Here is a 23,928-nt window from a genome sequence, read left to right on the forward strand (position 1 = left end):
CCGCCCGCCCCCCTCCCTGCCCTCCCCGCACCCACCCCAGAAGGGACGTCCATGCACGCCGACGAGGCGCACGGACCACGGCATTCGCTCGTCCGGACCCTGATCCGCGCCGTCCGGCGCGACCCCGCGGCGGTCGCCGTCGTCGACGGCGGCGTCGCCCACACCTACGGCGAACTCGACAGCCGCTCCGCCGACATCGCGGGCGGGCTCGCCGCCCGGGGCCTGGGACCCGACGACGTGGTCGCCGTCCACGGCCCACGGTCCTGGGAGCGGTGCGCCGCCGTGCTCGGCGCCTGGCGGGCGGGGGTGGGCGTGGTCTGCGTGGACCCGGGCATGCCCGCGCCGCGGGCCGCCCGGATCGCCCGACACTGCGCCCTGCTGGTCCGTCCCGACCACACCGCGCCGACCGGGCTCGGCCCCGCCGAGGTCGCCTTCGGCGAGCTGCGCGGCGCCCCGCTGGAGGAGCTGCGCGAGGGAATCCTCGGGTACGTCATTCCCACCTCCGGATCGACCGGTGAGCCCAAGTCGGTGGCCGTGGCGTCCTCGGTGCTGGCCGCGCTCGGCGACTGGCACGTACGGAACTGGGCCCACGACCGCCCGCCGCACACCCTCCAGGCGGCTTCCATCGGCTTCGACGTGGGCTATGAGGAGATCGTCGCCACCTGGCTGGCCGGGGCCGCGCTGGTCGTGGTCTCCGACGAGGAACGCCAGGACCCCTTCGCGCTGATGGACGTGATCCGCGCACACCGGGTCGCCCGGCTGTTCCTGCCGGTGGTGGGGCTGCACGCGCTGGCCACGGCCGCCGTGTTCGAACCGGGCGCGATGCCCGACCTGCGGGAGATCGCGGTCGCGGGCGAGCGCCTGGTCGTCAACTCCGAGGTGCGGGAGTTCTGCGCGGCCGCCGGGGTCGCGCTGGTCAACGAGTACGGGCCCAGCGAGACCCACGTGGTCACGCAGTACCGGCTGGATCCCCGGGAGGCCGCTTCCTGGCCCGAGCACCCGCCGATCGGCGGCGCCGTCGCCGGCGCGGAGCTGCTGCGCGAGGCGGACGGCGGGCTGCGGCCGTTCGCGGCGGGCGAGGAGGCGGAGCTGGTCGTCGGCGGGGGCAGTGTCGGCCTCGGCTACCTGGGCGACCCGGAGCTGACGGCGACCCGCTTCCGGACCCTGCCGCACCGCGACGGGATCCCGCGCCGTACGTACGCCACGGGGGACCTCGTCCGGTTCGACGGGGCGGACTTCCACTTCGTGGCCCGGGTCGACGACCAGCTCAAGGTGAGCGGGTACCGGGTCGAGCCCGGCGAGGTCGAGGCGGTCCTGGGCGCGGTCCCGGGGGTCCGCCGGGCCGTGGTGGTGGCGGTGGAGGTCGCGGGCTCGCGCCGACTCGCGGCCGTGTGGACCCGGACGGGGGCAGACGGCCCCGGGCCCGAGGAACTGGCCGCGGCGTGCGCGGCGCAGCTGCCGGCGTACATGGTGCCCCGGCACTTCCGGCCGGTGGCGGAGCTGCCGGTGACCGCCAACGGAAAGGTCGACCGGGCCGCCCTGCGGGCGCTGTTCGCCCCGGCCCGCACCGCCGTCTGACAACCCGCGCAGGCCCCGAGGGCCTGCGGAGAACGAGAACGAGGAAGACCATGAGGGGAATCGACGTGACCGAGGCGGAGCAGATCCTGTGCGGTGTCCTGGCGGACCTGTTCGGAATCCGGGAGGTCGGCCCGCAGGACGGCTTCGTCCGGCTCGGTGGTGACAGCATCATCGCCGTGCAGGTGGTCGGCGCGGCCCGCCGGGCCGGGCTGCGCATCACCGTCCGGGACGTGCTGACCCTGCCGGACGTGGCGGCCCTGGCCGACGCCGCCCGGCCGCTGGCCCGGTCCGCCCGGTCGGGCGACGACGACGGCGTCGGGCCGGTCCGGCCGACGCCGGTCATGCACTGGCTCGACGAGCGGGGCGGGCCGGCCGACCGCTACTACCAGTACCTGGTGGTGCGGACCCCGGCCGGGCTGACCGGACAGGGCGCGTCCGAGGTGCTCCAGGCAATCCTGGACCGGCACGACATGCTGCGCGTGATCCGGGACGGCTCCGGCTGGCGGACCCGCCCGGCCGGGTCGGTGCCCGCCGCCCCGTGCCTGCGCCGGGTGTCGACGGAGGGCCGCCAGGCCACCGCCGAGGAGGTCGGTCGGGAGGTGCACGCGGCCCGTGACCGGCTCTCGGCCGGCGGCGGGGTGATCGTGCAGGCGGTCTGGTTCGACGCCGGGGCCGGGCTGCCCGGGGCGCTGGCCCTGGTCGTCAACCACGTGGTCGTGGACGGGATCTCCTGGCGGGTGCTGACCGGCGACCTCGCCCGGGCCGGGGAGGCTGTCGCCGCCGGGCGGGCCCCCGCCGGCGCCCTCGAACCGGTGGCCACCTCGTTCCGCCGCTGGTCCGAGCTGCTCACCGCGGAGGCGGCCGGGGAGCGGACCGCTGCCGAAGCCGCGTACTGGCGCGGTGTGGTGCGGCCGGGTGCGGGCATCGCGGGCCGCCGCCCGCTGGACCCGGCCCGCGACCACGAGGACCGCGCCGGGCACCTCGCCCTGAGCCTGCCCGCGGCGACGGCCGGGCCGCTGCTGACGTCGGTGGCCGACCGGCTGGGCGCAGACGCCAACGAGGTGCTGCTGGCCGGGCTCTCCCTGGCCCTGGCCCGGTGGCGGCCCTGCGGCCCGGAGGCCCTGGTGGAGCTGGAGGGCCACGGCCGGGAGGACATCGGCGCCGAAGCGGACCTCTCCCGCACGGTCGGCTGGTTCACCACCCTCTTCCCCACCCGTTTCGCCCTGGACGGCCTGGGTGCGGCGGACGCCGAGGACGGCGGACCCACCGCCGGAGAGGCGCTGCGGCGGGTCCGGGAGCAGCTGCGGGCGATCCCGCGCAAGGGCATCGGGTACGGCCTGCTGCGCCACCTCGACCCGGTCGTCGGCAAGGAGCTCGCCGCGGCGGAGCCCGCGGGCATCGGTTTCAACTACCTCGGCCGGCTGGGCGGTCCGGCCGACGCCGACTGGCAGCTGCTGCCCGCCCACGGGGCCCGGCTCGACGCCCCGGGCCCGGGCATGCCGATGGCGCACGCCGTCGAGGTGAACGCCTTCGTCCTGGAGTCGGCGGACGGGCCCGTCCTGCACGCCGACTGGGCCTGGGCCGAGGGCGTCCACGACGAGGCGGAGGTCCGGGCGCTGGCCGACGGCTGGTTCCGGATGCTCGGCGCCCTCGTCGTCCACGCCGACCGCACCGGTCCCGCGGCCGCGTCCACGGTCCCGCCCGCCGCCGGCCTGACGCTCGGCGCGATCGGCCAGGACGAACTGGACGACCTCGCGGCCTCGCTCGGCCTCCTCTGACCCCGACCGGTCCGCACCTGCGCACCTGCGCACCTCCGCACCTCCGCCGCCCTTCGACGGTCTCCCAGAAAGCGACATCAGCCATGAACACCAGCCGGCCGGCCATCGAGGACGTCCTGCCCCTCTCCCCGCTGCAGGAGGGCATGCTCTTCCACTCCGGGTACGACGAGGACTCCAAGCACCTCTACATCGCCCAGTTCACCGTCGACCTGGACGGAATGCTCGACGCGGGACGGCTGCGCCGGGCCGCCGGGGAGCTGCTGCGCCGCCACGCCAACCTGCGGGTGGTCCTCACCCACCGCAAGAACGGCGATCCCGTCCAGGTGGTGCGCCGGGACATGGAGCCGGCCTGGCGGGAGCACGACCTCGGCGATCTGCCCGCCGGTGCGGCCGAGGTGCGGACCGCGGAACTGACGGAGGAGGACTGGGCACAGGGCGTCGACAGCCGCCGGCCGCCGCTGCTGCGGTTCACGCTGCTGCGGCTGTCGGACGACCGACACCGGCTCCTGGTGACCGCCCACCACATCCTGCTGGACGGCTGGTCGTTCGGGCTGCTCTTCCGCGAGCTGTTCACCCTGTACACGGGTGGCCGGCTTGAGCCGGTGCGGCCCTACCGGGACCACCTGGCGCACCTCGCGGGCTGCGACCGGCCCGCCGCCGAGGAGGCCTGGCGCACCGCCCTGGCCGGTCTCGACGCACCCGGCCGGATCGCGGAGGGCGCCGGCCGGGTCTCCCCCGGCGCCACCCCCGAGGACGTGGTGGTGCGGTTGGACGAGGAGCGGACGGCGGCACTGACCGCGCGGGCCCGCGCGTGCGGGCTGCTGCTGACCAGCGTGGTCCAGGGGGCCTGGGCGACGCTCATGGCCCGCGCCACCGGGCAGGACGACGTGGTCTTCGGACTCACGGTCAGCGGCCGCCCCGCCGAACTGCCGGGTGCGGAGCGGATGATCGGCATGCTGATCAACACCGTGCCCGTGCGGGCCCGGATCGACGCGGCCGCCCCGCTGCGCCGGGTCTGCGCGGAGCTCCAGCGCCAGCGGGCCGAGCTGGCGAGCCACGACCACCTGGGGCTGACGGAGATCCAGAAGCTGGCCGGTTCCCCGTCCGCGCTCTTCGACACGAACCTGGTCTTCGAGAACTTCCCGATGAGCGACTACGCACTGGACCTGCCCGGCTTCGGCCTGGAGGCACGGATCCGGTTCCGGGACACCACGCACTTCCCGCTCACCCTGGTGGTCGAGCCGGGCGCGGCGCTCGGGCTGCGGCTGAGCCACCACCCCGGGCTCGTCGGCACCGAGCGGGTGCGGGAGCTGGGCGAGCGGCTGGTGCGGCTGCTGGAGCGGTGGACGGCCGACCCGGACGCGCCGGTGGCGGTCCTGGACGCGCTGACAGCGGCCGAGCGCCACCGGGTCCTGGCCGAGTGGAACGACACCGCGGCCGCCCTCCCGGAGTCGACGCTGGCCGCGCTGCTCGCGGAGCAGGCCGCCCGGACCCCGGACGCCACCGCCGTCGTCTTCGAGGGCGAGTCCCTGACCTACCGGGCGTTGGACGAGCGGGCGGGCCGCCTCGCGGACGTGCTCGCGTCCCTCGGGATCGGACCGGAGAGCCTGGTCGCGGTCGCCGTGCCGCGCTCCCTCGACCTGATGGTCGCCCTGTGCGGGGTGCTGAAGGCGGGCGCCGCCTACCTGCCCGTCGACCCGGGCCAGCCCGAGGAGCGCAACCTCCAGATCATGGCCGACGCCGCCCCGGCGCTGGTGCTGAGCACCGGATGGGAGGCGCCGGGAACGCCCACGCTGCGGCTGGACGCCCCACTCCCCGCGGCGGACCGCGCACCGCGGCCGGTGGTCCTGCCCGACCACCCGGCGTACGCGATCTTCACCTCCGGTTCCACCGGCCGCCCCAAGGGCGCGCTGGTCCCGCACCGGGCCATCGTCAACCGGCTGGCGTGGATGCAGCGGGAGTACGGGCTGGGGGCCGGGGACCGGGTGCTGCAGAAGACGCCGAGCGGTTTCGACGTCTCGGTGTGGGAGTTCTTCTGGCCGCTGCTGACCGGGGCGACGCTCGTGGTCGCGAAGCCCGGCGGCCACCAGGACCCCGCCTACCTGGCCGACCTGATCGCCCGGGAGTCCGTCACCACCGCGCACTTCGTGCCGTCCATGCTCGACGTGTTCCTGCGGGAGCCCGCCGCGGCGGGTGCCCGCTCGCTGCGCCGGGTGATCGCCAGTGGCGAGGCACTGCCCCCGCACACCCAGGACGCCTTCTTCCGGGTCCTGCCCGGCGCGGAACTGCACAACCTGTACGGCCCGACCGAGGCCGCGGTCGACGTCACGCTCTGGCCCTGCCGGGCCGGGGACGCCACCGTCCCGATCGGACGGCCCGCCGCCAACACCCGTACCTACGTCTTGGACGGCCGGCTCGCCCCGGTGGCGCCCGGCACCGCCGGCGAGCTGTACCTGGCCGGTGTGCAGCTGGCCCGCGGCTACCTGGGCCGGCCCGGGCTCACCGCCGACCGGTTCGTGGCCTGCCCCTTCGAGCCGGGGGACCGCATGTACCGCACGGGCGACCTGGTGCGCTGGCGGGCCGACGGCGTCCTGGAGTACCTGGGCCGCACCGACGACCAGGTCAAGATCCGCGGCTTCCGCATCGAACCGGGCGAGGTCCGCAACGCCGCCGCGGGCTGCACCGGCGTCTCGCACGCGGCGGTCGTCGTCCGCGAGGATCGCCCGGGCGATCCCCGGCTCGTGGCGTACGTGGTGCCCCGCCCGGGCACCGCGCCGACCCCCGCCGGGGTGCGCGGCGAGCTCGCCGCCGCGCTGCCCGAGCACATGGTCCCGGCCGTGGTCGTGCTGGACGAGCTGCCGGTGACGCCGAACGGCAAGCTCGACCGGCGGGCCCTGCCGGCCCCCGCCCTGCGCACCGGCGGCCGCGGCGGCCGCACCGAGCGGGAGCGCATCCTGACGGGTCTGTTCGCGTCGGTGCTGGGCCTGCCCGAGGTGGGCGCCGACGACGACTTCTTCGAGCTGGGCGGCCATTCCCTGCTGGCGATGCGGCTGGTGGCGCAGGTGCGCGGGGCGTTCGGCGCAGAATTGGGCATCCGTGAGGTGTTCACCGCCCGCACGCCGGCCGCACTCGCCGCGCTGGTCGACGGCGCGGACCGGGCCCGTCCCGCGTTGCGGCCGCAGGCGCGCCCGGAGCGGCTGCCGCTCTCCCCGGCGCAGCGCCGGGTGTGGTTCCTGGACCGGCTCGAAGGGTCGAACCCGGCCTACCACAGCGCGGTCGCCCTCCGGCTCGACGGTCGGCTGGACGTGGCGGCGCTGCGCGGGGCGCTGGCCGACCTGGCCGAGCGGCACGAGATCCTGCGCACCATCCACCCGGACGTCGACGGCGAGCCCCGCCAGGTCGTCCTGCCCCCGGCCCCACCGGCCCTGGAGGTCCTCGACGCGAGCGGCGGCGCCGGGACGGCCGCCCTGGTCGCCGAGGTCGCGGGCCGCCCCTTCGACCTGGCGGCGCAGGCCCCGCTGCGGGCCGCGCTGCTGGCCTGCGGGCCGCGGGAGCACACCCTGGTGCTGGCCCTGCACCACATCGCCACCGACGGCGAGTCCTGGGGGCCGCTGCTGGACGACCTGGCGCACGCCTACGCGGCCCGTACCGGCGCGGGTTCGGGCCGGCGGGCCCCGCTGGCCGTGCAGTACGCGGACTACACCCTGTGGCAGCGCGCCCTGCTGGACGACGTAGCCGAGGAGCAGCTGGCCCACTGGCGCACCGTGCTGGCCGGGCTGCCCGAGGAGCCCGCGCTGCCCACCGACCGTCCCCGGCCCGCGGTCGCCGACCCGGCGGGCGCCGCCTTCGGCTTCGATCTGGACGCGGCGCTGACCGCGCAGCTGGCGGCGCTGGCCCGGGCGCACGGGTGCACCGTCTTCATGGTGCTCCAGTCGGCTCTGGCGGTGGTGCTGTCCCGGCTCGGGGCGGGCACCGACGTGCCGATCGGGACGGTCGTCGCGGGCCGCACCGACGAGGCCCTGGACGAGCTGGTCGGCTTCTTCGTCAACACCCTGGTCCTGCGCACCGATGTCTCCGGCGATCCGACCTTCGCCGAACTCCTGGAGCGGGTCCGGGACACCGACCTGGCCGCCTTCGCCCATCAGGACGTCCCCTTCGAGCAGGTCGTCGAGGCCGTCAACCCGCGCCGCTCCCTCTCCCACCACCCGCTGTTCCAGGTGGCGCTGGCGATGCGCCCGGCGACCGGCACGGCCGCTCTCGACCTCCCCGGGCTGACCGCGGAAGCCGAGGAGGTCGACGTACCGGAGGCCGAGTTCGAGCTGGCGCTGCAGTTCACCGAGGCGGGCTCGCCGGGCGAGGGCCTGCGCGCCGTCGCCAAATACCGTACGGGCCTGTTCGACGAGGCCACCGTCCGCGCCCTCGTGGAGCGGCTGCGGGCGGTCCTGCAGGCGGCGGTGCGGGCGCCGCGCGGTCCGATCTCGGCACTGGAGGTCCTGCTGGAGCAGGAGCGCGGGCAGCTGCTCGGCGGCTGGCTGCCGGAGGGGCCGCAGCGGGCCGCGGCGGGCTCCGTGCACGAGGAGTTCTCCCGCCGGGCCCGCCTGCACCCGGACGCGGTGGCCCTCTTCTCGGGCCCGGACGAGATCACGTACGGGGAGCTGGACCGGCGGGCGGACCGGCTGGCCCGGCGGCTGGCCGGGTACGGGGTCGGCACCGAGACCCCGGTCGGCGTGCTGATGGCCCGCTCCCCCGAGGTCGTCGTCGCGATGCTGGCCGTCCTGAAGGCGGGCGGGGCGTACGTGCCGCTGCACACCGGGTACCCGGCCGCGCGCATGCAGAGGATCCTGTCCGATGCGGGCTGCTCCGTCCTGCTGGTCGACGAGGCCTTCGCCCCGCTCGGCCTGGAGTGCGCCCGCACGGTCCTGGTCACGGCGGCGGACACCGCCGGGGCGGACGCGCGGGACGCGGAGTTCACGGCCGCGTCGTGCCCGCCCGGGCAGCTCGCCTACCTGATGCACACCTCGGGCTCGACCGGCGAGCCCAAGGGCGTCGCCGTCACCCACCGGGACGTCCTGGCCCTGGTGGCCGACCGGGGCTGGCACACCCGGGGCGCCGAGCGCGTCCTGTTCCACGCGCCGCACGCGTTCGACATCGCCGACTACGAGCTGTGGGTGGCGCTGCTGTCGGGTTGGCAGGTCGTCGTCGCCCCCGAGGGCGAGCCCACGGCCGCCGCGCTGGGCGCCCTGATCCGCGGGGCGGGCATCACCGCCGTGCACCTGACGGCCGGTCTGTTCCGTGTGGTCGCCGAGGAGGACCCGGGCCTGCTGGCCGGCGTCCGCGAGGTGCTGACCGGCGGCGACGTCGTCAGCCCCGCCGCGGTCCGGGCCGTGCTGGCCGCCTGCCCGGACACCGTGGTCCGCCACCTGTACGGGCCCACCGAGGCGACCCTGTGCGCGACCAGCCACCTGATCGCCGGCGCCTCGGACGCCGACGGCCCGGTGCCGATCGGCCGCCCCCTGGACGGGACCCGTGCGTACGTGCTGGACGAGCGGCTGCGGCTGGTGCCGCCGGGCACCCCGGGCGAGCTGTACCTGGCCGGTGCCGGAGTCGCGCGCGGCTACCAGCGGCGGCCCGCGGCCACCGCCGAGCGGTTCGTCGCCGATCCGTTCGGCGCGCCCGCCACCCGCATGTACCGCACCGGCGACCGCGCCCGGTGGCGGGCCGACGGGCTGCTGGAGTTCCTCGGCCGGTCCGACGAGCAGGTGAAGGTCCGCGGCTTCCGCGTGGAGCCCGGTGAGGTCGAGGCCGCGCTGGCCGCATCCCCGGGGGTCCGCCAGGCCGTGGTCGCCGTACGGGCCGCCGCGGACGGTGAGAAGCGGCTGGCCGGTTACGTGGTCGGGGAGGTGTCCGGGCCCGCGGTGCGACGCCGGCTGGAGCGGCTGCTGCCGGACTACATGCTGCCCTCGTACGTCCTGGTCCTGGACGCGCTGCCGCTGACCCCCAACGGCAAGGTGGACTACCGGGCCCTGCCCGAGCCCGCGCTGCCCGCTTCCGGCGGACGTGCCCCCCGTACCCCCCGGGAGGAGATCCTGGCCGGGCTCTTCGCCGAGGTGCTCGGCCTCGACGCGGTCGCCGCCGACGCCGGCTTCTTCGACCTGGGCGGCCACTCGCTGCTGGCGACCCGGCTGGTCAGCCGGATCCGTACGGCCCTCGGGGTCGAGCTGGCGCTGCGCGACGTCTTCCGCGCGCAGACCGTGGCCGCCCTCGCGGAGCTGGCCGGGAGCGCCGACCGGGCGCGGCCGCCGCTGCGCCGTGCGGAGCCGGGGCAGGGCGCGCCGCTGTCCCCGGCGCAGCACCGCCTGTGGTTCGCGCATCAGGCAGAGGGCCCGTCCGGCCACCACAACGTGCCCTTCGCCTACCGGTTGAGCGGTCCGCTGGACGCGCCGGCGCTGCGTGCGGCGCTGGGCGACGTGGTGGCCCGGCACGAGGTGCTGCGGACCGTCTTCGACGAGTGCGGGGGCGAGCCGGTGGTCCGGCTGCTGGAGGGCGCGGCCGCCGAGGTGCCGCTGGAGGTCCTCGCGGTCACGGAGGCCGGTGCCGTCGCGGACGCGGTCCGGGAGGTGACGGGGCACCGCTTCGACATCGCGGTCGAACTCCCTCTGCGGGCCCGGTTGCTGGAGCTGGGGCGACAGGAGTGGGTGCTCGTGCTCGTGGTGCACCACATCGCCACCGACGGCTGGTCCTGGGGGCCGCTGCTGACCGACCTGGCCACCGCCTACGCCGCCCGGTGCGCGGGCGCGGCGCCCGCCTTCGAGCCGCTGCCCGTGCAGTACCGGGACCACACCGTCTGGCAGCGGTCCGTGCTCGGCACGCCGGGCGCCCCGGACGCGCTGATCACCCGCCAGCTCGAATTCTGGGTCGAGGAACTGGCCGGCACCCCGGCCGAGCTCGCCCTGCCCTACGACCGGCCCCGCCCGGACGTGGCGAGCTTCGCGGGCGGCTCGGTCCCCCTGGAGCTGGACGCGCAGCTGCACGGACGACTGCTCGAACTGGCCCGGCAGCACGGCTGCACCCTCTTCATGGTCCTCCAAGCCGGCCTGTCCGTCCTCCTGTCCCGCCTCGGAGCCGGCACCGACATTCCCATCGGAACCGTCGTCGCCGGCCGCACGGACGAAGCACTCGACGACCTCGTCGGCTTCTTCGTCAACACCCTCGTCCTGCGCACCGACCTCTCCGGCGACCCGACCTTCACCGACCTCCTGGAGCGGGTGCGGGAGACCGACCTCGCCGCCTACGCCCACCAGGAGGTGCCCTTCGAGCAGGTCGTCCTGGGGGTGAACCCGGAGCGGTCCCTCGCCCGGCACCCGCTCTTCCAGGTGCTGCTCCAGGTCCAGAACGAGCCGCCCGCCCTGCCCCGCCTGACGGGCCTCACGGCCCGGCCGCACCCTGTCGAGTGGGCGGTGTCCAAGTTCGACCTCGGCGTGGACCTCGGGGAGCGGCGCGCCGCCGACGGCACCCCGCTGGGCCTCACCGGCGAACTGACCTACGCCAGCGAGCTGTTCGACCGAACGAGCGTGGAACGGCTGGCGGCGGACCTGGCCCTGGTGCTGCGCGGTCTCGCGGCCGCCCCGGACCGGGCGGTCGGATCGGTCGACGGCCCGGCTCCGCACACGGCCGCCCCCGCCGCGCCCGAGCCGGCCGAGGACCCGGGCGGCAGCACCGAGGACCGTGTCCGCGCCCTGTACGCCGAGGTCCTGGGCCGGAACGAGGTCGGCCCGGACGACAACTTCTTCGCCCTGGGCGGCCACTCCCTCCTCGTCACCCGGCTGATCAGCCGGATCCGGGCCGATCTCGGCCGGGAGCTGAAGATCCGCCAGCTCTTCCAGCACCCGACCCCGGCCCGCACCGCCGCCCTGCTCACCGACGCGCCGAAGGCCCGTCCCACGCTCCGGCGCGCCGCCGATGCCTGAGCCGACTCCCCGCCCCCGCACCACCCCGCACGCCCCTGGAGGTCCTGTGTTCCCCGTATCGTCCGCCCAGCGGCGGCTGTGGTTCCTCAGCCGGCTCGGCGAGACCGGCGCCGCCTACAACTGCCCGCTCACCACCCGACTGCGCGGTCCCCTGGACCCGCAGGCGCTGACCGCGGCCCTCGGCGATCTGACCGGGCGCCACGAGGTGCTGCGGACGGTCTTCCCCGAGGTGGACGGCGAGCCCGTGCAACACATCACCGACGCGGCGCCGGAGCTGCCCCTGGTCCGCCTCGGCGAGCCCGAGCTCGCCGACGCGCTGGCCGCCGAGGCCGGGCACGTCTTCGACATCACCACCGAACTCCCACTGCGAGCACGCCTGTTCGCCCTGGACGACGAGGAGTGGGTGCTAGCGCTGGTGATCCACCACATCGCCACGGACGGCTGGTCCTGGGGGCCGCTGCTGACCGACCTGGCCACCGCCTACGCCGCCCGGTGCGCAGGCGCGGCGCCCGCCTTCGAGCCGCTGCCCGTGCAGTACCGGGACTACACGCTGTGGCAGCGCGAGCTGCTGGGCGCCGAGGACGACCCGGAGAGCCTGCTCGCCGCGCAACTCGCCTTCTGGACGCGGGAACTGGCCGGCACCCCGGCCGAACTGGCGCTGCCCGCCGACCGGCCGCGCCCGCAGGTGGCGAGCTTCGCCGGCGGCTCGGTCCCCCTGGAGCTGGACGCGCAGCTGCACGGACGACTGCTCGAACTGGCCCGGCAGCACGGCTGCACCCTCTTCATGGTCCTCCAAGCCGGCCTGTCCGTCCTCCTGTCCCGCCTCGGAGCCGGCACCGACATCCCCATCGGAACCGTCGTCGCCGGCCGCACGGACGAAGCACTCGACGACCTCGTCGGCTTCTTCGTCAACACCCTCGTCCTGCGCACCGACCTCTCCGGCGACCCGACCTTCACCGACCTCCTGGAGCGGGTGCGGGAAAGCGACCTCGCCGCCTTCGAGCACCAGGAGGTGCCCTTCGAGCAGGTCGTCGAGGCGGTCAACCCCGAACGGTCCCTCGGCCGCCACCCTCTCTTCCAGGTGATGATGACCCTGGACAGCGGCGCGGGGCCCGTCTTCACCCTGCCCGGCCTGGAGTCCGCGGAGCAGCCCGCCGCCTGGGACGTCGCCAAGTTCGACCTCACCGCCGACTTCCAGGAGCAGTGGGACGCGGGCGGCGCCCCGGCCGGGATCGGCGGATCCCTGGAATATGCGACGGACCTGTTCGACCGGGCCACGGCCGAGGACCTCGCGGCCGCCCTCGCCCGGGTGCTGGAGCGCCTCGCCGCCGACCCCGCCGCGCCCGTCGGGCGGACCGACCCGCTCTCCGTCGAGCAGCGCGCGCTGGTCCTCTCCGGCTGGAACGACACGGCCGCGCCGGTGCCTGCGGGGACCCTGCCCGAGCTGTTCGAGGAGCGGGCCGCCCGCACCCCCGGTGCGACCGCCCTGGTCTTCCGGGACACCGCGCTGACCTTCGCCGAGCTCGACGGCCGCGCCGACGCGCTGGCGCACCGGCTCGCCGGGCACGGGGTCGGCCCGGAACACCTGGTGGCCCTGGCCCTGCCCCGGTCCGCCGACTCCGTCGTGGCGCTGCTCGCCGTACTCAAGGCGGGCGCCGCCTTCGTCCCCGTCGACACCGACTACCCGGCCGAGCGGATCGCGCACCTGCTGTCCACCACGACCACCGTCGTCACCGACGCCGCGACCGCCCCGGGGCTCCCGGACACCGGCGGCGTCCGCATCCTCGTCGACGCGCCGGGCGCGGCCCCGGCGGGCTCCGCCGGCCCCGTCCCGGGCCGCCGGCTGCTGCCCGGCAGCGCCGCTTACGTGATCCACACCTCGGGGTCGACCGGCGAGCCCAAGGGCGTCGTCATCGACCATGCGGGGCTGCGCAACCTGTACGCCTTCCACCGGGCCGGGGTCATCGCCCGCGCGGAGGAGCTGCACGACGGCCGCCGGATGCGGATGGCGCTGACGGCCGCGCTCTCCTTCGACACGTCGTGGGAGGGGCTGCTGTGGATGGTGGCCGGCCACGAGCTCCATCTCGTGGACGACGACACCCGCCGCGACGCGGCCGCGCTGGTCCGGCACATCGCCCGCGCCGGCATCGATGCCCTCGACGTCACCCCGACCTACGCCGAACAGCTCGTCGAGGAGGGCCTGCTGGACGATCCCGTACACCGGCCCAAGGTGCTGCTGCTCGGCGGCGAGGCGGCGGGCGCGGCCCTGTGGACGCGGGTCCGGGCCGCCGACGGGATGCTCTGCCACAACCTGTACGGGCCCACCGAGTGCAGCGTCGACACCCTGTGGTGGGACGCCGCCGCCAGCGAGGAGCCGCTGGTGGGCCGCCCGCTCGCCAACACCCGGGCGTACGTGCTGGATGCCGGGCTGCAGCCGGTCGCCCCGGGCGTCCCGGGCGAGCTGTACCTGGCCGGGCCGAGCCTGGCCCGCGGCTACCTGAACCGGCCGGCGCTCACCGCGGGCCGCTTCGTGGCCTGCCCGTTCGAGGACGGCGCTCGCATGTACCGCACCGGCGACCTCGTCCGCTGGGACCGCGAGGGCCGCATCGAGTACCTCGGCCGCGCCGACGACCAGGTCAAGATCCGCGGCTTCCGCATCGAACCCGGCGAGATCGAGGCCTGCCTGCGGGCCTTCCCGGACGTGGCACAGGCCGCGGTGCTCGCCCGTGACGGCGGCCCCGCCGGGAAGCGCCTGGTGGCGTACGTGGTGGCGGCCGCGGGGCGCAGCGCCGACCCGGCCGCGCTGCGCGGGCGGCTCGCCGCGCAGCTGCCGGACCACATGGTGCCCTCGGCCTTCGTGGTCCTGGACGCCTTCCCGATGAACCGGAACGGCAAGCTGGACCGGGCGGCGCTGCCCGCACCGGACTTCGGCGCGCTGCTGTCCTCCTGCGCCCCGCGCGGGCCCCGCGAGGAGCTCCTGGCGGAGCTGTTCGCGCAGGTGCTGGGGCTGCCGTCGGTGGGCGCCGAGGACAGCTTCTTCGAGCTGGGCGGCCATTCGCTGCTCGCGACCCGGCTGCTCTCCCGGATCCGGGCCGTCCTCGGCGGCGACCTGGGCATCCGCCAGCTGTTCCAGCACCCGACGGTGGCCGGGCTGGCCGCCTGCCTGGCGCAGGGCTCCGCGGCCGGGGCGGCCCCCCGGCCGGCCCTGACCGCGGTGGCGGAGCGGCCCGAGGCCCCGCCGCTGTCGGCCGCCCAGCGCCGGCTGTGGTTCCTGAGCCGGGCGGGCCAGTCCGCCGGCTACCACTGCCCGTTCGCGCTGCGGCTGCGCGGCCCACTGGACACCGCGGCGCTGGCCGCGGCCCTGGGAGACGTCACCGACCGGCACGAAGCCCTGCGCACGGTGTTCCCGGAGGCGACGGGCGAGCCGTACCAGCGCGTGCTGCCGGCAGGGGGCGGCGTTCCGCTGGAGCTGGTGGAGTGCGGTCCGCAGGGCACCGCGGCGGCCCTCGACGCGCTGCTGGCGCGCCCGTTCGACCTGGCCGGCCAGCCCCCCGTACGGGCGGCGCTGCTCGCGGCCGGGCCGCAGGAGTGGGTGCTGGCCCTGGTCGTGCACCACATCGCGCTCGACGGGTGGTCCTGGGGGCCGCTGTTCCGGGACCTGTCCGAGGCGTACGCCTCCCGGTGCGCGGGCGCCGCGCCCGCCTTCGCCCCGCTGCCGGTGCAGTACGCCGACTACACGCTGTGGCAGCGGGAGCTGCTCGGCTCGGAGGACGACCCGGCGAGCCCGGTCTCACGCCAACTCGCCTTCTGGACCGACGCGCTGGCCGGTGCGCCCGCCGAGCTGTCCCTGCCCTACGACCGGCCGCGCCGGGCGGCGGCGGACTTCGCGGGCGGCTCCGCCCCCGTCGTCCTGGACGCCGAGCTGCACGGCCGGCTGCTGGAACTGGCCCGCGAGCACGGCTGCACCCTCTTCATGGTGGTGCAGGCGGCGCTGGCCGTGACCCTGTCCCGGCTCGGCGCGGGGGACGACGTACCGATCGGGACGCCCGTCGCGGGCCGCACGGACGAGGCCCTGGACGACCTCGTCGGCTTCTTCGTCAACACCCTCGTCCTGCGCACAGACGTCTCGGGCGATCCGACCTTCGCCGAACTCCTGGGCCGGGTGAGGGAGATCGACCTCGCGGCGCACGAGCACCAGGACGTGCCCTTCGAGCGGGTCGTGGAGGCGGTCAACCCCGAGCGCTCCCTCGCCCGCCACCCCCTCTTCCAGGTGCTGCTCCAGGTGCAGGCAGGCGAGGACGGCACGCTCGCGCTGCCCGGCCTCGACGTACGCCCCGAGCCCTTCCGCTTCGACGTCGCCCAGTTCGACCTGACGCTGGACGTCCAGGAGCACCGGGACGCCGAGGGCCGCCCCGCCGGGATCTCGGGCTTCCTGGAGTACGCCGCCGAGCTGTTCGACCACGCCACCGCCGAGGACCTCGCCGCGACCCTGGTACGGATGGTCCGGCTGCTCGCAGCGGCGCCGGGGCTGCCGATCGGGGCCGCCGACCCGCTGACCCCCGCGGCCCGCCGGCGGGCGCTGGTGGAGTGGAACGACACCGCGCTGCCGGTTCCGGAGGCCACCGTGCCCGAACTGTTCGCGGCGCGGGCCGCCCTCGCCCCGGACGCGACCGCGCTGGTGCACGGCGCCGAGCGGATCGGCTTCGCCGCCCTCGACGCCTGGTCGGACCGGCTCGCCCATCGCCTGGTGCGGGACGGGGCGGGTCCGGAGCGGCTGGTGGCCATCGCCCTGCCCCGCTCCCCGGCGGCGGTGGCCGCGATGCTGGCCGTCCTCAAGGCCGGTGCGGCCTTCGTCATGGTGGACACCGGATACCCGGCCGGGCGGATCGCGCACATGCTGGCCGACTCCTCCCCGGCGCTGCTGGTCACGGATTCCGCGACCGCACCGCTGCTGCCGTCCGCGGAGTTCCCGCTCGTCCTCACCGACGAGGCGGACGAGGCGGACGAGGTGGACGAGGTGGACACCGCCGCCCTCGCGCCCGGTGCCGGGCAGCTGCGGCCGCCCCGGCCGGGCGACGCCGCCTACGTCGTGTACACCTCGGGGTCCACGGGCCGGCCCAAGGGCGTCGTGGTCGACCACGCCGCGCTGCGCAACCTGTACGCCTTCCACCGCGCCCACACCATGGCCGAGGCGGAACGGACCGCCCTCGGTAGGCGGTTGCGGGTGGCGCTGGTGGCCTCGCTCTCCTTCGACGCCTCCTGGGACGCCCTGTTGTGGATGGTGGCCGGGCACGAACTCCACCTGATCGGCGACGCCGAGCGGCACGATGGCGCCGCCTTCGTCCGGTATGCCGCCGACGCCGCCCTCGACGTCGTCGACACCACCCCCACGCACGCCGAGCACCTGATCGAGGAGGGCCTGCTCGACGCCCCGCCGCGGCTGCTGCTGATCGGCGGGGAGGCCGCGGGCGAGGGGCTGTGGAGCCGGCTGCGCGCCACGGAGGGGATGCTCGCCTACAACCTGTACGGACCCACCGAGTGCACGGTCGACGCCCTGTGGTGGGACACCGCGCACAGCGAACGCCCGCTCATCGGCGGTCCGGTCGCCAACACCCGTGCCTACGTGCTCGACGCGGTGCTGCGGCCGGTGGCGCCGGGGGTGCCCGGCGAGCTGTACCTGGCGGGTGCCGGGCTGGCCCGGGGCTACCTGCGGCGCCCGGGCACGACGGCGGAGCGGTTCGTGGCCTGCCCGTTCGAGGACGGGGCGCGCATGTACCGCACCGGCGACCTCGTCCGCCGGGACGGCGAGGGCCGCATGGAGTACCTCGGCCGCGCCGACGACCAGGTCAAGATCCGCGGCTTCCGCATCGAACCCGGCGAGATCGAGGCCGCGCTCGCGGCGGCGCCCGGGGTGGACCGGGCCGCGGTCACCGTCCGGGAGGACGGACCCGGCGGTGCGAAGCGGCTGGTCGGGTACGTCGTCCCGGCCTCCGGCGGCGACGGCGGTACGGCCTCCGGCGGCGGTACGGCCTCCGCGGTGGACGCGGCGGGCCTGCGCGCCCACCTGGCGGGGATGCTCCCGGCACACATGGTGCCGTCGGCGTTCGTCGTGCTGGACGCCTTCCCACGGACCCCGAACGACAAGCTCGACCGGGCTGCGCTGCCCGCGCCGGATCCCGGCGAAGCCGAGGACGGCCGCGTGGGCCGGGCGCCGCGCGGCCGACGCGAGAAGGTCCTGGCGGGCCTGTTCGCCCAGGTGCTGGGGCTGCCCACGGACTCCGTGGGTGCCGACGCCGGCTTCTTCGACCTGGGCGGTCACTCCCTCCTGGCGGCCCGGCTGATGGCCCGGGTACGCGAGGCGCTGGGCGAGGAGCTCGGGATCCAAGACCTGTTCGCCGCGCCCACGGCCGCGGGGCTCGCCGCCCGCTGCGGCGGCCCGGTGTCGCGTGGGGACGCGGACCCGCTGGCGCCACTGGTCACGCTGCGCACGGGGGCGCCCGGCACGCCCGCGCTGTTCTGCGTCCACCCGGGCGCGGGCACCGGCTGGGTGTACCGGGGGCTGCTGGAGCACCTGGATCCGCAGCGGTCCGTGCACGCCCTGCAGTCGCGGGCGCTCAGCGCGCCGGAGGCGCGGCCCGGGAGCGTCACGGAGATGGCGGCGGAGTACGCGGCGCGGATCCGCGCGGTGCAGCCGCACGGCCCGTACCACCTGCTGGGCTGGTCCTTCGGGGCGGTGGTCGCGCACGCGGTGGCCGTGACGCTCCAGCAGGACGGTCAGGAGGTGGCCGGCCTCACCCTGCTCGATGGGTATCCGGCAGCCCCCGGCGAGCCGGCGGCCCCGGCCGCGGACCCGCTGCGGGACCTGCTGGAATCGCTCGGCTATCCGCCGCGGGAGGAGTGCGGCGCGGCCGAAGGGGTGCCGCTGACCCTCGCCGGGCTGATGGCGGCGGCCGCCGCCGAGGAGGGCCCGCTGTCGGTCTTCGACGGGGAGACCGTCGCCGCCCTCGGTGGGGCCTACGTCCACCACGACCGGCTGGCCGCCGCCCACCGTCCCGGGGTGTTCCGGGGTGGGGTGACGCTGGCCGCCGCCGCCCACGAGCAGGACGCGCCCGGGCCGCGGGTGTGGGAGCCGTACGTCACCGGCCCGGTCGCCCATCACGAAATACCCTGTGCGCACGGCGAGATGATGGCGTCCAAGCCCGCCGCCGAGATCGCCGCGCTGCTGGTCGAGGGCACGGTGGGCCGGTGAGCGCCGGTCGCGGCGCGCTGCGCCGCCGGGACTTCCGGCTGCTGTGGGCGGGGGAGTCCGTGAGCCAGTTCGGGAGCGCGGCCACCCGGGTCCTGCTGCCGCTGATCGCGGTGGACACACTGGACGCGGGGCCCTTCACGATGGGGGTGCTGGGCGCCGCGGCCTGGGTGCCGTGGCTGCTGTTCGGCCTGCCTGTGGGTGCGTGGACCGACCGGATGCGCCGCCGGCCGGTGATGATCGTGTGCAACGCGGTGTCGGCCCTGCTGATGCTGTCGCTGACCGCCACGGTCTGGCTGCAGGTCCTGACGACCGCTCAACTGATGCTGGTGGCGGTTCTGGCGGGCACCGCCGACGTGTTCTTCCGGGCCGCCTACAGCGCGTACCTGCCGACCCTACTGCCGCACGAGGAGCTCGCCGACGGCAACGCCCGGCTCCAGACCAGCGAATCGGTCGCGGAGGTCGTCGCACCGGGGGCGGGCGGGGCGCTGGCCCAGGCCGGGGGCGCGGCAGCCGGTTTCCTCGCCGACGGGCTGAGCTTCCTGGTCTCGACGGCGCTGCTGCTGCGCATCCGGACCCCGGAAGGCCCGCCGGGCGGCGAGGAACGGGCCGTCGGCCGACGGTCGTTGGTCACGGAGATCCGCGCGGGCGTGGCCTTTCTCGCCCGGGATCCGTTCCTGCGGACGATCCTGCTGTGCGACGCGGCGATGAACCTGTTCCTGGCCGGGGCGCAGTCCCTGTCGATCCTGTTCCTGAGCCGGACGGTGGGTGTGCCGGGCGCGCTGATCGGTGTCCTGATCGCGCTGGCCGGGCTGGGCGGGGTCCTGGGCTCGGTGGTCTCACCGCACCTGGCCCGCCGGTTCGGGACGGCCCGGGCGGTCCTGTTGTGCGCCTTCTGCGGAGGCCCGTTCGGGCTGCTGATCCCGCTCACCACGGACGGGGTGGGGCTGCTGGCCTTCCTGGTCGGGGAGTTCTGCCTGATGACCGGGGTGGTCGCCGGGAACGTCATCATCGTGAGCTTCCGGCAGGCGTACTGCCCACCGGACATGCTGGGTCGGGTCGGCTCCACCATCCGCTTCGTGATGTACGGAACGATTCCCGTCGGCAGCCTCCTCGGCGGCTCCCTCGGCGCCCTCCTCGGCGAACGCGACGCCCTGTGGCTCCTCTACGGCGGCAACGCGCTGTGCGCCCTGCTCCTCCTGACGGGCCCACTCCGCGCCGGGCAGGACCTCCCGACGGTCCCGGAGCCGGCCCAGGAGGGGAACGGGGTCGCCCCGTGAGCGGCCCAGGAGCCGGCTTCTCCCTGGAATGGCAGGTCAGCGCCAGGACCAGGTCCTTATGCCGCCGCGCGAGACCGCATTCAGGGGTGGGCGGGCGACGAAGGAGAATCCGCTGATCTGCCGGTACGCCGCATCACGGAAGACGAGCGGGCCGGACACCCACTCCTTCGACGCCGCCACCGGCGATGAGGAGGAGGACCGCAGTGGCCCAGGTTTTCTCCCCAAGTGGTGCACATTCGCTGCCCGTTACGGAGCTCTGGCCCACTGGTCGTGGCGTGGCCAGGCAGGATGATCAGAGGGCGATGGAGAGGCATGGACCGTGTGCGGCTACGGCGATGCGTCGCCGTAGCCGCCATCCGAACCGTTCGGGTTCCCGCCACGAGCCGACCCATGCTCAGTGTGGAGGTTCTCGCACGCCGCAGCCGCGTGGCCAGGGCAGGTCTCGCTCTCCCCGGAGGCGGTGGCCGGGTGCGGTCAGGTCGGGCCGTAACCCGGGTATCCGTTGACGAAGGCTTCGTAGAGCAGGTAGGCATTTGCGGACTCGACCACGAGGCCGAAGAGGACGAGGAACATGGTCACGGCCACGGAGCCGGCCTTCTCGCCGCGGGACTCCGGGACCCGCACGATGTGCGGCTTGTCCGGGTGGTAGGCGGCCTCGACGGTCGGACCGCCGCCGCGATGGTGCAGGGTCCGCTTCTCCCCGTGCAGGTCCGTGTAGACGTACGTGCCGAATCCGCCGCCCATGATGCGCGAGTGTCCGACCTGTCGGGCCTGGACCGTGATGCCGTCGCGCGGCAGGTACCACTGGAGGTAGAGGTCCTCCACACCCATCCGCGCGTAGGCCAGGCTCGCCGCGCCGACCGGCCCGACGAGCAGGGTCAGGAGCGCGACGATCCACTGGCCGTGGATGCCGACGGCGAGCGCGAGGGCGAAGAAGACGGACCCGACCGAGACCAGCCCGATCCGCGTCCTGCGACGGCCTCTGCGTCTTCGTTCCTCGTCCGGCGTCTCGGTCAGGACCCGCACGACGACCAGCGCCGAGCCGTCGACCGGTTCGGCCCCGGCCGCGCGTTCGGGCAGGTTCGCGGTGACCGCGTCGGCGAAGAGCGCCGCGGCGGCCTCGCTCACGTCGGCCAGCGCGTGCACGGCGGGCGCCGCCCCTGCGCGTGCGGTGAGTTCGACGGCGAGCGTGCGCCCTTCGGCGCGGATACGTGCGACGGCCGGGAGCGGGATCCGCACCTCCTCGTCGGGGCGACGCAGGACGAGTGCCCCGTCCTCGTAACGGAGCGTGGCTCCGAGGGAGTTGCGGAGAACAGGTATGGGTGAGGTGGTTGGCATGTGCGTCATCGTAGGGTCGCGCGCTCAGAGGAGCGCAGCAGGGCGGCGACTGCCGGGTTTCGAAATGAGCGTGCAGGTCCTCGCCGACCCCTTCGGCCGGCTGCCGTGGGCCTCGCCGGCCCTGCCCGGCGCCGTCCACGATGTCCGCGCGGCCCGCGAACACGGCATCGTCGACACCCTTGCCGAGGTCGGCGTCACCTGCCGGGCGGACCAGGTCTATCGGGGTGCCGGTGGAACGGTCCGCACCCCCTACTGGGACCGCCGGGAAACCCCTTCCACCGTTCAGAAGGTCAACCGCGCGCCACACGCGAAGATCCGCGCACTCGTCGAGCAGGCCATGGCCACCCTCACGGCTGGCGACTCCTGCGCAAGATCCGATGCTCGACCACCCGCATCACCGCACTCGTCCAGGCCGTCGCCGTCCCGCACCTGGCACGTGGCACGTGGCACGTGGCACGTCATCGGGGAACAGGTTGATAACCCACCGGAACGGCTCACGCACCGGGATCGGGATGATCGCCGAGGGCCGGCCCGCCCACCGTCGTACGCACGATGCGCGTGCGTACGACGACGACGCGGGGCAACCCGCTGTGCCGGCCCCGTTTCCGACTCACCGCTCGCCGGCAAGGTTCAGATCTCCGGCACGGGCGTCGCTCGAAGGAAGATCCACCGGCTTGGGGCGACGCCATGAGTGAGCGATCGGACGAGAGATCGGACGCCACCAAGAATCCACGGGCAGCGTTCCGGCAGGCTCGAAAGGCTCGCCGGGACGCGGGAGCGCCACCGACTGGCCGCCCTCTTCGGCGGCGTCGACCGTCCACTCCCCCGGCTCCGCCCAGGCATGGAGAGCGAGGTTGAACGTGCCCCAGTGGATCGGCAGCATCGTGCCGTGCGGGGTGCCGCCCTGGAGGTCGAGGTGGGCCCGCATGCCTTCCTCGGGCGTCATGTGGATGTCGGGCCAGTACTCCGAGTAGGCCCCGATCTGGATCATCGTGGCGTCGAAGGGGCCGTGTGCGGAACCGATCTCCGCGAAACCGGGGAAGTATCCGGTGTCGCCGCTGTGGTAGATCCGGTGCTCGTCGCCCGCGACCACCCAGGAGGCCCACAGGGTGTGCTGCTGGTTGCGCAGACCGCGGCCGCAGAAGTGCCGGGCGGGGGTCGCCGTGAGCGACAGCCCGCCGATCCTGGTGGTCTCGTTCCAGTCGAGCTCGCGCAGCCGGTCGGGCGACACGCCCCAGCGCTCCAGGTGGGCACCGACGCCGAGCGGCACCGCGAAGAGCGTGTCCGTACCGGCCAGCGCCTTGATCGTCGGCAGATCGAGGTGGTCGTAGTGGTCGTGCGAGATGACCACGACGTCGACCTCGCCGAGCGCGGCCAGCGGGAGCGGCACCGGGTGAAGCCGCTTGGGACCGGCGAAGGGGAAGGGTGAGCAGCGCTCGCCCCACACCGGGTCGAAGAGCACCCGGTGCCCGTCGATCTCCGCGAGCACACTGGAGTGACCCATCCAGGTCAGTCGCAAACCGGTCGCGGACGGTTTCGCCAGGTCCGCGAGGGTGGTGGGGTGCACGGGGACGGCCCCGGCGGGGCTGCGCCCGAGCCGCTGCTCACGGTGGAAGTAGATCTTCGCGAACTCCGTCATCGACCCGGAGGGCCTGTTCCGGGCCCCGACCGGGTTCTGGAAGACGCCGTCGGCGAAGTTCGGCGAGCGGCGGATCCGCTCCAGCCTGGCGCCGGACGGGTCCGCGCCGAAGGCTTCGGGCCGCAGGGCGCGCAGCCGGGGACGGAGGGGACGGGAGCCGGTCAAAGCGCCTCCAGGGAGGGTGCGGTCGGTGCGGTCGTATCGCTACGCCCATCCCAACGCACACCGGCCCCGAAGGATTCCGCCCGCCCCTCCCGACCCTTGCTGCGTCGTCCCGTCCTCCCGCCCCGCCCGCGTCCGCGGCGGCTACAGCGGCAGCAGGTCCGGGCGCTTCGCCTCGACGTGGTCACCGGAGGACTCGCCGCGCAGTCGACGGCCGATCCAGGGCACCAGGTACTCGCGGGCCCACTGGATGTTGTCGCGGGTCACGTCCACCGAGCCGCGCGGGCGCAGCTGCGGCCACGGCTGGTCGGGGTCGGCCGGCACCTCCAGGCCGAGCACCTGTGCGGCGCGCAGTGCGACACGGGTGTGGCCCTCGGGTGAGAGGTGCAGCCGGTCCGCGTCCCAGGCGCGCCGGTCCTGTACCGACTTCAGCGACCAGAGGTCGAGCACCGGGCAGTCGTAGCGGTCGGCGATCGCGCGCACGTGGGCGCTGTACGTCGCGACCTTGCCGCGGATGTGCTTGAGGACGGGCACACCGCGGGTGTCGAAGCCGGTGGTGATCATGACGTGGCCGACGGCTCCGGTGAGGTCGGCCACGGCCGCCTCGAAGCGTTCCGCCACGTCGTCCGGGTCGCTGCCGGGTCGGATGATGTCGTTGCCGCCCGCGCAGAAGGTGACCAGGTCCGGCGCGAGGGCCTTGGCCCTCGGCACCTGGTCGGCCACGATCTGGTCGAGGAGCTTCCCGCGCACCGCGAGATTCGCATACCGGAAGTCGTGCTCTTCGCGCTGATCGGCCAGGAGTACGGCGAGCCGGTCCGCCCAGCCGAGGAAGGAGTCCCCGGGCCCCGGGTCCCCCACGCCCTCTGTGAAGCTGTCCCCGATCGCCGCGTACGAGCCGATGGTCTTGAGTTTCGTCGTCGTCGCTGCCACGAGAACCCAT

Annotated in this window: 8 protein-coding genes and 1 pseudogene; 6 read left to right on the forward strand and 3 right to left on the reverse strand. The window is 75.2% G+C overall.

The genetic code is table 11. From position 1 onward, the window contains the following. Window positions 1-51 precede the first annotated feature (51 nt). The 5 genes from AW27_RS04820 to AW27_RS04840 all read left to right on the forward strand — a co-directional run bounded on the left by AW27_RS04820 (window position 52) and on the right by AW27_RS04840 (window position 19,849). A complete protein-coding gene (locus tag AW27_RS04820) occupies window positions 52-1,578 on the forward strand; it encodes an AMP-binding protein (protein WP_037916078.1) in 1,527 nt (508 codons plus the stop codon). Between the two features lie 50 nt (window positions 1,579-1,628). Continuing rightward, on the forward strand, window positions 1,629-3,356 hold the full coding sequence (locus tag AW27_RS04825; RefSeq protein ID WP_037916076.1) for a condensation domain-containing protein: 1,728 nt from the start codon (window positions 1,629-1,631) through the stop codon (window positions 3,354-3,356). Window positions 3,357-3,439: 83 nt separating this feature from the next. After that, a complete protein-coding gene (locus tag AW27_RS04830; protein ID WP_037916074.1) occupies window positions 3,440-11,323 on the forward strand; it encodes a non-ribosomal peptide synthetase in 7,884 nt (2,627 codons plus the stop codon). Between the two features lie 46 nt (window positions 11,324-11,369). Further along, a complete protein-coding gene (locus AW27_RS04835; RefSeq protein WP_052030034.1) occupies window positions 11,370-18,572 on the forward strand; it encodes a non-ribosomal peptide synthetase in 7,203 nt (2,400 codons plus the stop codon). Then, on the forward strand, window positions 18,569-19,849 hold the full coding sequence (locus AW27_RS04840) for an MFS transporter (RefSeq protein ID WP_037916070.1): 1,281 nt from the start codon (window positions 18,569-18,571) through the stop codon (window positions 19,847-19,849). Before AW27_RS04835 ends, AW27_RS04840 begins: the two co-directional genes overlap by 4 nt. Before the next feature lie 474 nt (window positions 19,850-20,323). Here AW27_RS04840 and AW27_RS04845 read toward each other — a convergent pair whose 3' ends face one another. Continuing rightward, window positions 20,324-21,187 (reverse strand): hypothetical protein, encoded by an 864-nt coding sequence (locus AW27_RS04845; RefSeq protein WP_157840148.1) that lies wholly within the window; start codon window positions 21,185-21,187, stop codon window positions 20,324-20,326. Between the two features lie 64 nt (window positions 21,188-21,251). On the opposite strand from AW27_RS04845, the pseudogene AW27_RS04850 reads away from it, so the two are divergent. Further along, window positions 21,252-21,664 (forward strand): annotated as a pseudogene (locus AW27_RS04850) (transposase family protein); the annotation flags it as partial. Between the two features lie 133 nt (window positions 21,665-21,797). Here AW27_RS04850 and AW27_RS04855 read toward each other — a convergent pair. Continuing rightward, entirely contained in the window at window positions 21,798-22,991 is a 1,194-nt protein-coding gene (locus tag AW27_RS04855) for an MBL fold metallo-hydrolase (RefSeq protein WP_037916066.1), read from the reverse strand. Window positions 22,992-23,132: 141 nt separating this feature from the next. Continuing rightward, on the reverse strand, window positions 23,133-23,918 hold the full coding sequence (locus AW27_RS04860; RefSeq protein ID WP_037916063.1) for an SGNH/GDSL hydrolase family protein: 786 nt from the start codon (window positions 23,916-23,918) through the stop codon (window positions 23,133-23,135). Window positions 23,919-23,928 lie beyond the last annotated feature (10 nt).

It is taken from the genome of Streptomyces sp. PCS3-D2 (genome assembly GCF_000612545.2).
Classification (GTDB): Bacteria; Actinomycetota; Actinomycetes; order Streptomycetales; family Streptomycetaceae; genus Streptomyces.